This is a genomic window from Kitasatospora cinereorecta, from assembly GCF_024172095.1.
Taxonomy (GTDB): Bacteria; Actinomycetota; Actinomycetes; order Streptomycetales; family Streptomycetaceae; genus Kitasatospora; species Kitasatospora cinereorecta.
Genome location: NZ_JAMZDX010000001.1, coordinates 893,801 through 907,854, shown reverse-complemented (window position 1 = coordinate 907,854; position 14,054 = coordinate 893,801). Strand labels below are relative to the sequence as shown.

11 protein-coding genes are annotated in these 14,054 nt (G+C 71.8%); 8 read left to right on the top strand and 3 right to left on the bottom strand.

What is annotated here, in order from left to right; genetic code table 11:
* Positions 1 to 174 precede the first annotated feature (174 nt).
* From gltX to FHR36_RS04070, 3 genes are all read right to left on the bottom strand, one after another.
* Positions 175 to 1,674 (bottom strand): glutamate--tRNA ligase, encoded by a 1,500-nt coding sequence (gene gltX, locus FHR36_RS04080; protein ID WP_253793814.1) that lies wholly within the window; start codon positions 1,672 to 1,674, stop codon positions 175 to 177.
* Positions 1,667 to 2,467: a fumarylacetoacetate hydrolase family protein gene (locus FHR36_RS04075; protein ID WP_253793812.1), complete on the bottom strand. Its 801-nt coding sequence runs from the start codon at positions 2,465 to 2,467 to the stop codon at positions 1,667 to 1,669. Before FHR36_RS04075 ends, gltX begins: the two co-directional genes overlap by 8 nt.
* A 135-nt stretch (positions 2,468 to 2,602) precedes the next feature.
* Positions 2,603 to 2,821, bottom strand: a complete 219-nt coding sequence (locus FHR36_RS04070; RefSeq protein WP_253793810.1) for a hypothetical protein — start codon at positions 2,819 to 2,821, stop codon at positions 2,603 to 2,605.
* 535 nt (positions 2,822 to 3,356) lie between these two features.
* On the opposite strand from FHR36_RS04070, the gene FHR36_RS04065 reads away from it, so the two are divergent.
* From FHR36_RS04065 to FHR36_RS04030, 8 genes are all read left to right on the top strand, one after another.
* Entirely contained in the window at positions 3,357 to 6,905 is a 3,549-nt protein-coding gene (locus FHR36_RS04065) for a sensor histidine kinase (protein ID WP_253793808.1), read from the top strand.
* A gap of 10 nt (positions 6,906 to 6,915) precedes the next feature.
* Entirely contained in the window at positions 6,916 to 7,329 is a 414-nt protein-coding gene (locus tag FHR36_RS04060) for a roadblock/LC7 domain-containing protein (protein ID WP_097236138.1), read from the top strand.
* A gap of 131 nt (positions 7,330 to 7,460) precedes the next feature.
* Positions 7,461 to 7,916, top strand: a complete 456-nt coding sequence (locus FHR36_RS04055; RefSeq protein ID WP_253793806.1) for a DUF742 domain-containing protein — start codon at positions 7,461 to 7,463, stop codon at positions 7,914 to 7,916.
* On the top strand, positions 7,897 to 8,481 hold the full coding sequence (locus FHR36_RS04050) for a GTP-binding protein (RefSeq protein ID WP_253793800.1): 585 nt from the start codon (positions 7,897 to 7,899) through the stop codon (positions 8,479 to 8,481). The genes FHR36_RS04055 and FHR36_RS04050 overlap by 20 nt, the downstream gene beginning before the upstream one ends.
* Before the next feature lie 323 nt (positions 8,482 to 8,804).
* A complete protein-coding gene (locus tag FHR36_RS04045) occupies positions 8,805 to 12,257 on the top strand; it encodes a sensor histidine kinase (RefSeq protein WP_253793804.1) in 3,453 nt (1,150 codons plus the stop codon).
* Between the two features lie 10 nt (positions 12,258 to 12,267).
* On the top strand, positions 12,268 to 12,681 hold the full coding sequence (locus FHR36_RS04040; RefSeq protein WP_030057391.1) for a roadblock/LC7 domain-containing protein: 414 nt from the start codon (positions 12,268 to 12,270) through the stop codon (positions 12,679 to 12,681).
* Positions 12,682 to 12,848: 167 nt separating this feature from the next.
* The gene (locus FHR36_RS39805) at positions 12,849 to 13,481 is read left to right on the top strand and encodes a DUF742 domain-containing protein (protein WP_253793802.1); all 633 of its coding nucleotides are present in this window, start codon (positions 12,849 to 12,851) and stop codon (positions 13,479 to 13,481) included.
* Positions 13,462 to 14,046, top strand: coding sequence for a GTP-binding protein (locus FHR36_RS04030; RefSeq protein WP_253793800.1), 585 nt, complete (start codon positions 13,462 to 13,464; stop codon positions 14,044 to 14,046). Before FHR36_RS39805 ends, FHR36_RS04030 begins: the two co-directional genes overlap by 20 nt.
* Positions 14,047 to 14,054 lie beyond the last annotated feature (8 nt).

Sequence of the window (14,054 nt, the reverse complement as noted above, 5' to 3'; positions counted from 1 at the left end):
GCGTCTGCGCCTCCCTGCCCGGGCGGCGCAGAAAGAACATTACCCGACGCGTGGCCCCGCTCCAAAATCGATAACCGCAGGCAGCGCCCGGCGCGCCTGCGGGCCTGGTCAGCGCACCGGGCCCGCAGGGCGACGGGAGGGCCGTCAGGGGTCGCGAGGACCCCTAGACGAGCCTCAGGAGGCGGGGGTCAGCTCCACGGCGGCGGCGAGCCGGCGCAGGGTCTCCGCGCGGCCCAGCAGCTCCATGGACTCGAACAGCGGCGGCGAGACCCGGCGGCCGGTGACCGCCACCCGCAGCGGGGTGAAGGCGAACTTGGGCTTGATGCCCAGGCCGTCCACCAGCGCCTCGCGCAGCGCCGCCTGGATCGGCTCCGGGGTGAAGTCCGCCAGGCCCTCCAGCGCCTTGATCGAGGCCTCCAGCACCGGCCGGGCGTCGGCGGTGAGCACCTTGGCCGCGTCCTCCTCGTCGACCGTGAAGGCGGCCGGGTCGACGAACAGGAAGCCGGCCATGTTGACGATCTCGCCGAGGACGACCATCCGCTCCTGGGTGAGCGGCGCCACCTTGGCCAGCAGGTCGAGCTGCTCGGCGCCGGGCTCGGCCGGCAGCAGACCGGGGGCCTGGAGGTACGGGACCAGGCGGCGGACGAACTCCTCGGGCGCCAGCCGGCGGACGTGCTCGGCGTTGAGGTGCTCGCACTTCTTCAGGTCGAAGCGGGCCGGGTTGCCGTTGACGTCGTCGATGTCGAAGGCCGCGACCATCTCGGCCATGTCGAAGACGTCACGGTCCTCGGCGAGCGACCAGCCCAGCAGGGCCAGGTAGTTGAGCAGGCCCTCGGGCAGGAAGCCGCGCTCGCGGTAGAGGTTGAGCGAGGCCTGCGGGTCGCGCTTGGAGAGCTTCTTGTTGCCCTCGCCCATCACGTACGGCAGGTGGCCGAAGCGCGGGGTGGAGCCGTTGCCGACGCCGATCTCGGCCAGCGCGGCGTACAGGGCGATCTGACGCGGCGTCGAGGAGAGCAGGTCCTCGCCGCGGAGCACGTGGGTGATCTCCATCAGCGCGTCGTCGACCGGGTTGACCAGGGTGTAGAGCGGCGCGCCGTTGGCCCGGACGATGCCGTAGTCCGGCACGTCCTTGGGGTCGAAGGTGATCGGGCCGCGGACCAGGTCGTCGAAGGTCAGCGGGGTGTCCGGCATCCGGAACCGCACGATGGGCGTGCGGCCCTCCTGGCGGTACACCGCGACCTGGTCCTCGGTCAGCGCGCGGCAGTGGCCGTCGTAGCCGGACGGCTTGCCGGCCGCGCGGGCGGCCTCGCGGCGGGCGTCCAGCTCCTCGGTGGTGCAGTAGCAGTGGTACGCGTGGCCGGCGGCCAGCAGCTTCTGCGCCACGTCGGCGTAGATGTCCATCCGCTGCGACTGCCGGTACGGCGCGTGCGGGCCGCCGACCTCGGGGCCCTCGTCCCAGTCGAAGCCCAGCCAGCGCATGGCCTCCAGCAGCTGGTTGTACGAGTCCTCGGAGTCGCGGGCCGCGTCGGTGTCCTCGATCCGGAAGACCAGCGTGCCGCCGTGGTGGCGGGCGTAGGCCCAGTTGAAGAGGGCGGTCCGGACCAGGCCCACGTGCGGGTTGCCGGTCGGGGAGGGACAGAAGCGGACCCGAACGTTCGGGTGAGTGTCAGCCACGCTTGATCACCTTGTTGGCGAGAGTGCCGATGCCTTCGATGGAGACGGCGACCTCGTCGCCGACGTTGAGGGGTCCGACACCCGCCGGGGTGCCGGTGAGGACGACGTCGCCGGGGAGCAGCGTCATCGCCTCGGAGATGTGGACGATCAGCTCGGCGACCGAGCGGATCATCTGGGAGGTGCGGCCGGCCTGGCGCAGTTCGCCGTTGACCGTGCAGGTGACGGCGAGGTCGGCCGGGTCGAGGTCGGTCTCGATCCACGGGCCGAGCGGGCACGAGGTGTCGAAGCCCTTGGCGCGGGCCCACTGGCCCTCGCGCTGCTGCACGTCGCGCGCGGTGACGTCGTTGGCGCAGGTGTAGCCGAAGATCACCTCCGGCACCCGCTCGAGCGGGACCTCGCGGCACATCCGGCCGATCACGACGGCCAGCTCGGCCTCGTGCTGCACGTCGGAGGAGAACGGCGGGTAGGCGATGGACTCGGAGGGTCCGATCACGGCCGTGGAGGGCTTGAAGAAGGTCAGCGGGACGGCCGGGACCTCGTTGCCGAGCTCGGCCGCGTGCGCCGCGTAGTTGCGGCCGACCGCGACGATCTTGTTGGGGAGCATCGGGGCGAGCAGGCGCACGTCCTGCAGCCGGTAGCTCTCCCCGGTCGGTTGCGGCGGGCCGAACGGGTGGCCGGCCAACGCGTGGACGACCATCGAGTCGGGCGCGGACACCTCCCCCTCGACCACACCGAAGGAGACGGAACCCGCTGCAGGGCTCCCTTCCCGGACGGAGAACCTGGCAATACGCACTGCCCTGCAACCTCTCGGTTCGTCGGCGCCCGGACGCTCCCGGACGGTGGCCGAGCCCGTAGTTCCGGGCCCGGCTCGCGTCGTCAAGGTTAGTCGGCGCAGGTCAGTGCCGCGGCGCAATATGCGCCCGGGGCGTCAGTCCTGGGGCAGGCGCGGGGCCGGGGCGACCATCAGCTGGGTGCGGCGCGGGTTGGCGGTGGCGGCGGGCAGCTCGGCCGTGTACTCGCGGGGCTGGACGGCCGCGAAGCCCGGGAGCTGGCTGAAGTCCGCGACGGAGGCCAGGGTCGTGCGGCGCGGGTTCGCCGTGGAACCGCTGCTCAACGTGGAGCGAGTGGCCAGCTTGGTCTCGGACATTGCGTCACACCTCGGGGGCTGTGGAGAGATCTTCTCCGGCTCGGACTTTTGGGAGACCCGCCGACCGGGCAGGCTCACCGCAACCCTGCCAGCTTAGGGACCGTATTCCACAGCGACCGTGACCAAAGCTACACATCCAGCCTGTGACTTTGCTCACAAATACGGTTCCCATTTCGGCATCGTGGGCATTTCGGGCCGCGCAGAATTTCCGACAATCCGCCCATCTCGGACATTCCTCGCACATCTTGATCTAGGGCCGACTTGGCATGTATCCGGCGAGTGTCCGAAAAGGGCCGTATTCCGGTCGGTTACCGCACAGTCCGTGAGGCGCCGCGCGCGGTGGGTAGCTCAGGACACGGAGTCGTAACCGCCCTTGTTGGACTTCTCCCGCTGTGCTGGAATGCGACGGAAAAACTCGACACCGCCCTATCCCCGTCCAGGGGCTGGGGCGCCCGGTCCAGAGGTTGCGACGCCAGTGCAGGGACGTTTCAAGAGGGGCAGCGGCGCCGCGGGTGACCCGGAGTCGCGCGAGCCCATGGCAGGCCCCCACCAGGCAGCGCCGAGCCCGGGCTCCGGCGACAGGCCGTTCGGCGGCACGACCGAGCCCACCATCGAATCCGGCTCCGGCTCCGCGGAGGAGGCGCAGAGCGGCGACTCCGAGAAGGTCAGCCGCCGCACGCGCCTGCGCGGATCGCTGCAGCGCCGACGTGCCACCGGCATGAGCAGATTCGCGATGCGCAACTGGCGCATCCGGACCCGCCTCATCGCCCTGCTGCTGCTCCCCGTGGTGGTGGCGCTGGCCTTCGGCGGTCTGCGCGTGCAGAGCTCGATGGAGAACTCCCGCCAACTGGCGCAGATGAGCGACCTCGCCGACCTCGCCCACCGGGCGACCGCGCTGGCCGACGCCCTGCAGACCGAGCGCGACATCAGCGCCGGTCCGCTGACCGCGGGCGGCAACCACGACGACCCCGAGATCGCCGACGCGTACAAGACCACCAACGCGCTCTCGAAGTCCTTCGCGGCCAGCGCCGACAAGTTCGACGACCTCGACCAGGCCGGTTCCAAGACCCTGCTGCTGCAGGTCCGCAAGGACCTCAACCAGCTGACCGACGCCCGTAACAGCGCGTACAACAAGAACGACAACATCCAGGCCACGATCACCAGCTACGACGTGATCATCAAGGACCTGATCGGCATCACCCAGGACATCGCGATCACCTCGAACTCCACCGAGCTGATCAAGGTGACCCGGGCGCTGCAGCAGTTCTCGCTGGCCAAGGAGTCGACCTCGATGCAGCGCGCGCTGATCAGCGCAGCGCTCGCCCGCCCCGACGGCCCGGCCCTGTCCTCCTCGGACGAGACCTTCGGCATCCGGCTGCAGGGCGCCGAGGACAACGCGCTCGCCAACTTCACCGCGATCTACGGCGAGACCGAGGCCCGCGCCAAGCGGGCCAAGATGAGCTACAACCAGGTCATCGCCGACGCCGACCGCTTCACCAAGGCCGTCCTGAACCCGAACGGCATCCGGCAGGCCGAGAACCGCTCGTACAAGAACTGGTACGACGACGCCAGCGCCAAGATCAACGCCGAGAAGTCGATCGAGAGCTCGCTCCTCGACGACCTCGACGGCAAGGCCCAGAAGCTCCAGTCGGACGCCGACACCGAGTCGATCATCAACGCCGCGCTGGTCGCCCTGGTGCTCATCGTCGCCATCGCCGGCGCCGCCCTGGTGGCCCGCTCGATGGTGCGCTCGCTGACCCGACTGCAGGCCGCGGCCGAGGACGTCGCCGAGCGCCGTCTGCCCGAGCTGGTCAAGACGCTCTCCGAGAGCGACCCGCACGACGTCGACGTCACCGTCGAGCCGGTCGGCGTCGACTCCGCGGACGAGATCGGCCACGTGGCCGCGGCGTTCGACATGGTGCACCGCGAGGCGGTCCGCCTCGCCGCCGAGCAGGCGCTGCTGCGAGGCAACATCAACGCGATGTTCACCAACCTCTCGCGCCGCAGCCAGGGCCTCATCCAGCGCCAGCTGTCGCTGATCTCCGAGCTGGAGAGCCGCGAGGCGGACCCGGACCAGCTGGCCTCGCTCTTCAAGCTCGACCACCTCGCGACCCGCATGCGCCGCAACGGCGAAAACCTGCTCGTTCTCGCCGGTGAGGACCCGGGCCGCCGCTGGACCCGTCCGGTCCCGCTGGTCGACGTGCTCCGCGCCGCCGCCTCCGAGGTGGAGCAGTACGAGCGCATCGAGCTGGCCTCCGTGCCGTCGGCCGAGGTCGCCGGCCGCGTCGTCAACGACCTCGTCCACCTGCTCGCCGAGCTGCTCGAGAACGCGACCTCGTTCTCCAGCCCGCAGACCCGCGTCCGGGTCACCGGTCACGCCCTGCCCGACGGCCGGGTGCTGATCGAGATCCACGACACCGGCATCGGCCTGTCCCCCGACGACCTGGCGGACATCAACGAGCGCCTGGCCAACCCGCCGGTGGTGGACGTCTCCGTCTCCCGCCGCATGGGCCTCTTCGTGGTCGGCCGCCTGTCCCTGCGACACGGCATCCGCATCCAGCTCCGCCCGTCCGACTCCGGCGGCACCACCGCGCTGGTCATGCTCCCGGTGGACGTCACCAACACCGCCGACCGCCGCGGCGGCCGTCCCGGTGGTCCGGGCGCCGGCAAGCCGCAGCAGCGCGGCGTCGGTCCGACCCCGCGCCAGCAGGGCCGCCCCGGCGGCGACCTGCCGGGCGGCCGTCCCACCCCGCAGCTCGGCCAGACCGCGGGCGGTGCCCCGGGCGGCCGTCCGCAGCTCGGCCAGGGTCCGCAGGGCGGCCCCAACCTCTTCGCCCCCCAGGGCGGTGGCCAGTCGCCGCAGGGCGGCCGTCCCTCCGGCGGCCTGCCCACCCGCGCGGTCGGCCAGTCGCTGCGCGAGAACCCGGCCCCCAACCTCCCGCCGCGCCGCACCCCGGGTGCCTCCGGCGCCCCGGGCGGCCCCGGTGCCGGTGCTCCGGCCGCCAGCGGTGCCGGTGCTGCCGGTGCGATGCCGCGCCGCAACCCGCAGGGCCAGCAGCAGGGCCCGCAGGGTCCGGGGATGCCCGGCGCGCGTCGCCCGATGCCCGAGCGGCAGCGTCCGGCCGGCGGCCCCGCCGCGGGCCAGGACGGCGGCGAGCGCACCCAGCACGGCTGGGCCGACCAGGGTCCGTCCCGCCAGCCGCAGCAGCCGCAGGGCCCCGGCCAGCAGCTGCCCGGCCGCCCCGGCCCGGGTCAGGCCCCGGCGCCGCTCGAGGCCGCCCCGACCGAGTCGACCGTGCAGTTCGCCCGGCCGCGGTTCGAGGCCGCGGACATCGACCCCCGTGACCCGCTGGGTCTGGGCCTGGTCGAGCCGGTGCTGCCGGACCCGGTCCAGCAGCCGGGCCAGCCGGCCCCGTACTCGGCGGCCGAGCGCCCGCAGCCGATGGCGCTGCCGAGCGCGCAGGAGCAGGCTCCGACGTACCGGCCGCAGCGTCCCGGCACCACCGCGCCGGGCCTCAACGAGCAGGCGCGACCGGCTCAGGGCCGTCCCGCCCAGGGCCGCCCGGCCCAGCCGCAGCAGCCCCAGCAGCAGCAGCCGCAGTCCCGGCCGCAGCAGCAGGCGCCCGCCGGCGGTCAGTTCGGTGGCCAGTTCGGCGAGCAGCCGGGCCAGCGCCCGGGTGCCGGCGCCCCTGCCGGTGCCGGCGGCGACGCGCCGTGGCGCGCGTCGGCCAACGACGAGCGCTGGCGCCGGGCCGAGCAGGTCCGGGAGCCCTCGACCAGCGGTCTGACCACCTCGGGCCTGCCCCGCCGCACCCCGCAGGCGAACCTGGTCTCCGGCACCGCCGAGGCGGCGCCGCTGACCGGCCCGCAGGTCTCCCGCAGCCCCGAGGAGGTGCGCGGCCGCCTGACCAACCTGCGCCGCGGCATCCAGCAGGGCCGCCAGGCCGGTGCGGGGCAGCAGGCCCCGCAGCAGCAGGGCTTCGACGGATTCGGCGGCCCGGCCCGCGGCAACCGCGGAGCCCAGGGCGGACAGTTCAACGCCGATGGCAACACCGGCTTCGGCACGAACCACCAGGAGCGTTGAGTTGAGTCAGATGAGCCAGGCCGCACAGAACCTGAACTGGCTGATCACCAATTTCGTGGACAACACCCCCGGGGTGTCCCACACGGTGGTGGTCTCCGCCGACGGTCTCCTGCTGTGCATGTCCGAGGGCTTCCCCCGGGACCGCGCCGACCAGCTGGCCGCGGTCGCCTCCGGCCTCACCTCCCTCACCTCCGGCGCCAGCCGGATCTTCGAGGGCGGCGAGGTCAACCAGACCGTGGTCGAGATGGAGCGGGGCTTCCTGTTCCTGATGGCGATCAGCGACGGCTCCGCCCTCGCCGTCCTCGCCTCCCCCGACTCCGACATCGGCCTCGTCGGCTACGAGATGGCCCTGCTCGTGGACCGCGCCGGAGCCGTCCTCACCCCCGCTCTCCGAGCAGAACTGCAGGGCAGCCTCCTGCACTGACCGTCCGTCATCAGCGCCGGGCCGCCCAGACCGGGCCCGGCGTTCCACCCCAGTCGCCGCACGGTGGTTGACCCTCTCGACCGAACCCCCCGGTCGAGCACCAGCGGACGGCTGCAGCACTAGGAGGACGCATGACCCCGCCCCCGACACCCGCCGGCTCGTACGGCAACGGGTACGGCAGTGGTGGCTACGGCGGCGGCCAGTCGGCCGGTGGCTACGGCGGCCAGCAGTCCGACGGCTACGAGCAGCAGCCGCTGGTCCGCCCGTACGCGATGACCGGCGGCCGCACCCGGCCGCGCTACCAGCTGGCCATCGAGGCGCTGATCTCGACCACCGGCAACGCCGACCGCGCCGGCGGTCTGCTGCCCGAGCACGCCCGCATCGTCGGGCTGTGCCGTGAGGTCAAGTCGGTCGCCGAGATCTCCGCGCTCGCCGGAGTCCCGCTCGGGGTCGCCCGCATCCTCGTCGCCGACCTTGCCGAGGCCGGTCTCGTCGCCATCCACCAGCCCGCCGCCGCGGGCGAGTCGGGCGGTACGCCTGACGTCACGCTGCTCGAAAGGGTCCTCAGTGGACTTCGCAAGCTCTAACGCGGCCGCCCCCACCCGCGCCACCACCTCCGCGAAGATCGTCGTCGCAGGCGGCTTCGGCGTCGGCAAGACGACCCTCGTCGGCGCCGTCTCCGAGATCAACCCGCTGCGCACCGAAGCCGTCATGACCAGCGCCTCCGCCGGCATCGACGACCTCAGCCACGTCTCCGGCAAGACCACCACCACGGTCGCCATGGACTTCGGCCGCATCACCCTCGACGAAGACCTCATCCTCTACCTCTTCGGCACCCCCGGCCAGGACCGCTTCTGGTTCATGTGGGACGACCTCGTCCGCGGCGCCATCGGCGCCGTCGTCCTCGTCGACACCCGCCGCCTCGCCGACTGCTTCCCCGCCCTCGACTACTTCGAGAACAGCGGACTGCCCTTCGTCGTCGCCCTCAACGGCTTCGACGGACACCAGCCCCACACCCCCGAAGAAGTCCGCGAAGCACTCCAGCTCAACAGCGAAACCCCCGTCATCACCCTCGACGCACGGCGACGCGACAGCGCCAAGAGCGCCCTCATCACCCTCGTCGAACACGCCCTCCTCGCCCGACTCCGGTAGGAAGGCAGCCCCAGGGGCGCGCGGAACACCGTTCCTCGCGCCCCCTGTGGTTCCCATAACAGTTCGGTAGGCATTTGGGGGGACCGAACGACCCTGCGTGACCGTACGCATCCGGTGCGCGCCAATGACCTTGCGGTTTGTGGTCACCTGCACCTGAATGTCCGTTTTTCGCACTCTACGCGCTGCCATCGGCGCCGTTTGTCCCGTCTCCCCGCACGTGTTGGAATCTCAGCTACCCCGTAGTACCTAGCGGGCTGCGGCCCGTTGGGGGGTAGCCGCCGGATTGATCCATGGCCGCAAGTCGGTCGAGAGGTTGTTGTCGAGTGAGGCGTAAGCAGCCAGTCACCCCTCAGCGGCGCTCCGAGCCCCGCCAGCAAGAGTCGGGCACAAGCGGCCAGGCACCAGGTCAGTTCTCCGCGTTCGCGGCCAACGACGAGCGGAGCGGCCCGGGCATACCCGGCCGGCCCGCCGTCACCGGCGCCGCGGCCGGTGGCTCCGGTGCCGGCCCGTCGGGCTCCGCGCAGACCGAGGAGCGGACGCCGCCGAGCGGCCGGTACGACTTCCTGTCGCCGATCAACTGGCGCGTGCCCACGCGACTGGTCGCGATCCTGCTGATCCCGGTCATCATCGCGCTGGTCTTCGGCGGTCTGCGCGTCAACACCTCGCTGGACGACTACAACAAGGCCGACAAGGCGGTGAAGACCGCCCAGCTCGCCCGCGCCGCGACCGAGCTGGCCGACGCGCTGGAGTCCGAGCGCGACCTGTCGGTCATCCCGCTGATGTACGGCAAGGACGACCAGGGCCTGGTGCCCAAGCTGCGGGCCAAGACCGACCAGGCGCTGGCCGCGTACCGCACCGCCTACGCCAAGGTCTCCGGCGACCAGACGCTGGACCGCCGCAACGCCGCCTTCCAGCAGCTGGTGGTCTTCCTCCCGCACCTGCGCGACAACGCCTACAAGCCCGAGCTGTTCGCCACCGCCACCGCGTCCGCCTACTCGGCGATGTTCGCGCCGCTGCTGGCCATGGACAACTCGGTCGGCTTCGGCTCCTCCTCGGTCACCAGCAAGGGCCGCGCGATCTACGCCATGTCGCTGGCCAAGGCCTCGGCCTCGACCCAGCGCGCGCTGATGCTCAACCTGCTGGTCGGCGTCGGGACCAACACGGTCACCCGGCACGAGAACGAGGACCTGATCCAGACCCTGCTGGTCGCCAACCGCCTCGAGGGCACCGCGCTCAGCGAGTTCAACACCGCGAGCGACCCCTCGGACATCCAGGTCTGGTCGGACGCCCAGGTGGCCCAGGCCGCCGCCGACGAGCGCCTGCCGCTGCGGATGCCCGACAACCACACCCTGCCGACCATGCAGGGCCTGATGAACATCGGTCTGGCGTACACCCAGGCGGCGATCGCCGGCCAGCAGCCGCAGGCCGGCCAGAGCCCCCAGAAGGCCATTGCCGCGGCCGCCGCGACCTTCGCCGCCGCCCAGGCCGAGGGTCTGAACGTCAACAACTGGCTGCAGGCCACCACCAGCCGCACCACCGCGCTGCGCAACACCGAGAACGCCCTGCTGGAGCAGGTCGTCGGCGACGCGCAGAACATCAAGGACCGCGCCCGCACCGACTGGATCCTCAACTCGGCGATCGTGCTCGCCTCGCTGATCCTGGCCGGCCTGTTCACCGGCTTCATCGCCCGCTCGATGATCCTCGGCATGCGCACCCTGAACACCGCCGCGCTGGACATCGCCAACCACCGTCTGCCGGACCTGGTCGACAAGCTCTCCAAGACCGACCCCGAGCGGGTGGACACCTCGGTGGCCCCGATCCCGCTGTGGGGCAAGGACGAGATCGGCGAGGTCGCCCGCGCCTTCGACCAGGTCCACTCGCAGGCGGTCTCGCTCGCCGCCGAGCAGGCCCTGCTCCGAGGCAACCTGAACGCGATCTTCTCCAACCTCTCGCGCCGCAGCCAGAGCCTGATTCAGCGCCAGCTGGCGCTGATCACCGACCTGGAGAACAACGAGGCCGACCCGGACCAGCTGGAGAACCTCTTCAAGCTGGACCACCTCGCGACCCGTATGCGCCGCAACGGTGAGAACCTCCTCGTCCTCGCGGGTGAGGAGCCCGGCCGCCGCTGGAACACCCCGGTGCCGCTGGTCGACGTGCTCCGCGCCGCCGCCTCCGAGGTGGAGCAGTACGAGCGCATCGAGCTGGCCGGCATCCCGGAGGCCGAGGTCATCGGCGCCGCCGTGACCGACCTCGTCCACCTGCTCGCCGAGCTGCTCGAGAACGCCACCTCGTTCTCCAGCCCGCAGACCCGGGTGCTGGTCAACGCCACCCGCCTGCCGGACGGCCGCGTGCTGGTCGAGATCCACGACAAGGGCATCGGCCTCACCGCCGAGGACTTCGCGGAGATCAACGAGAAGCTGGCCGAGCCGCCCACGGTCGACGTCACCATCTCCCGCCGCATGGGCCTGTTCGTGGTCGGCCGGCTGTCCCAGCGGCACGACATCCGCGTCCAGCTGCGCCCCTCCGGCGAGTCCGCCGGCACCACCTCCCTGGTCATGCTCCCGCAGGCGCTCACCCAGCTGCGCCACGCGCCGGAGCCCCAGGAGGAGGAGTTCACGGTCTCCCGGATCTTCGCCGACCAGAGCCCGACCGGCGAGTGGTCGCTGGACGGCCCGCAGCGCAGCGCCGCCGAGCTGGGCTTCGACGACCACCTGACCGGCCAGGGCGGCGGCAGCGGCTTCAGCCCGGCCCTGGAGTCCGTCCAGCGCTCGCAGCGCCTGGAGGAGCAGCGCCGCGTCGCCGCGCTGGAGTCCGGCTCCGACGAGCCGCTCGAGGCCGAGATCCTGGAGTCGCCGTACGGCGAGGAGACGGGCCGGGAGCCCTACGGCGACGCGCCGTACGCCCCGGACGGCTACCAGCAGCAGCAGTACGCCCAGGACGGCTTCCAGCAGGACCCCTACGGCCGCGACCAGTACGCCCAGGACGAGTTCCAGGGCTACCAGCAGAACGGCTTCCAGCAGGACCCGTACGGCCGCGACCAGTACGGCCAGGACGGCTACCAGCAGCAGTACGCCCAGGACGGCTACGGCGACCAGCAGTACGCCGAGGCCTACGACCAGGGCTACGGCTACGACGAGCCGGCCGGCCACCCGTACGGCCAGGACGAGACCCCGGCGCTGCCGCCGGCCCGCTCCCCCCAGGACGGTCCCGGTTCCGGCCTGCCGCAGCGCCGCCCCGGCGAGCAGCTGGCCGGCGGTGCCGCCGCCCGCGCCCTGGGCGGTGCCCGGGACTCCTTCGGCGGCGGCGAGGAGAAGCCGAACTGGTTCACCGGCGCCAAGGACACCTCGGCGCCCATCGAGTCCCGCGGTCACGACGTGTCCGCACTCGGCGGCTACGGGCCGACCGGCCCGACCGCCGCCCAGCCCGACTGGCAGTCGCCGAACGACGGTGACTGGCAGCGCGCCGAGCAGCTGCGCGAGCCCGCCTCCGGCGGGACCACCTCCGCGGGCCTGCCGCGCCGCGTGCCCAAGCAGAACCTGGTGCCCGGCAACGCCAAGCCCGGGCCGCAGGACGGCCCGCAGGTCTCCCGCGACCCGAACGAGGTCCGCGGTCGCCTGACCAACCTGCGCCGCGGCGTCGAGCAGGGCCGCAGCGCGGGCGGCGACCCGGGCGCCACCGGCAGCTTCCGGATCGACCCCGACCTGGGGCGCCCCGGCAACGGACAGCACAACAGCAGCACCGATCTCTTCGGCGGCTCGAACCACCAGGAGCGTTGAGTTGAGTCAGATGAGCCAGGCCGCACAGAACCTGAACTGGCTGATCACCAATTTCGTGGACAACACCCCCGGGGTGTCCCACACGGTGGTGGTCTCCGCCGACGGTCTCCTGCTGTGCATGTCCGAGGGCTTCCCCCGGGATCGCGCGGACCAGCTGGCCGCGGTCGCCTCCGGCCTCACCTCCCTCACCTCCGGCGCCAGCCGGATCTTCGAGGGCGGCGAGGTCAACCAGACCGTGGTCGAGATGGAGCGGGGCTTCCTGTTCCTGATGGCGGTCAGCGACGGCTCCGCCCTCGCCGTCCTCGCCTCCCCCGACTCCGACATCGGCCTCGTCGGCTACGAAATGGCCCTGCTCGTGGACCGCGCCGGAGCCGTTCTCACCCCCGCTCTTCGAGCGGAACTTCAGGGCAGCCTGCTGCACTGACGGTTCGTCGGATACCGTCCTGGTATTCGAAAGACCTCATTGCCCGTCCCGAGGCCGTTTCGACGGCCTCGGGTTCGGGCGTTGTACGGCCTTCGCACCACCGGCCACGGCGCTCCCCGGCTCCGCGGCCAGCACCGCACCGCCGCACCCATTGAGGAGTAGGAACCGTGACACCGCCCGACCACGGCAGTGGCCAGTACGGCGTCCCGTACCTCGGCACCGGCCACGACGCCTTCGGCGTCCCCGGCGTCGGCCACGGTCAGCCGTACGACGCGCAGTACGCCCAGGGACACCCCGGGCAGCCCTATGTGCCGCAGCAGCAGCCCGACCCGAGGTACTTCACGCAGCCCCCGGGGTACGGGCAGAGCTATCCCGGGCCCGAGGCGTTCCCCGAACACGGGCTGCCGCACCGGCACGAGGAGCCCGGCCACGTCGAGGAGTTCGAGGACGACCACGACGCGGAGCCGCTGATCCGGCCGTTCGCGATGACCGGTGGCCGTACCCGGCCGCGGTACGAACTGGCCATCGAAGCGCTGGTCTCGGCCAGTGTGGAGCCGGCCCGGCTGGCCACCCTGCTGCCCGAGCACCAGCGGATCTGCACGCTGTGCACCGAGGTGAAGTCGGTCGCGGAGGTCTCCGCCCTGCTCAGCCTTCCGCTGGGTGTGGCCCGGATCCTGGTCGCGGACCTCGCCGAGGCCGGTCTCGTGGCCATCCATCAGCCCGCTGCCGGCGGCGAATCCGGCACCCAGCCCGACGTCACGCTGCTCGAAAGGGTCCTCAGTGGACTTCGCAAGCTCTAACGCGGCCGCCCCCACCCGCGCCACCACCTCCGCGAAGATCGTCGTCGCAGGCGGCTTCGGCGTCGGCAAGACGACCCTCGTCGGCGCCGTCTCCGAGATCAACCCGCTGCGCACCGAAGCCGTCATGACCAGCGCCTCCGCCGGCATCGACGACCTCAGCCACGTCTCCGGCAAGACCACCACCACGGTCGCCATGGACTTCGGCCGCATCACCCTCGACGAAGACCTCATCCTCTACCTCTTCGGCACCCCCGGCCAGGACCGCTTCTGGTTCATGTGGGACGACCTCGTCCGCGGCGCCATCGGCGCCGTCGTCCTCGTCGACACCCGCCGCCTCGCCGACTGCTTCCCCGCCCTCGACTACTTCGAGAACAGCGGACTGCCCTTCGTCGTCGCCCTCAACGGCTTCGACGGACACCAGCCCCACACCCCCGAAGAAGTCCGCGAAGCACTCCAGCTGAACAGCGAAACCCCCGTCATCACCCTCGACGCACGGCGACGCGACAGCGCCAAGAGCGCCCTCATCACCCTCGTCGAACACGCCCTCCTCGCCCGACTCCGGTAGTCACAGGG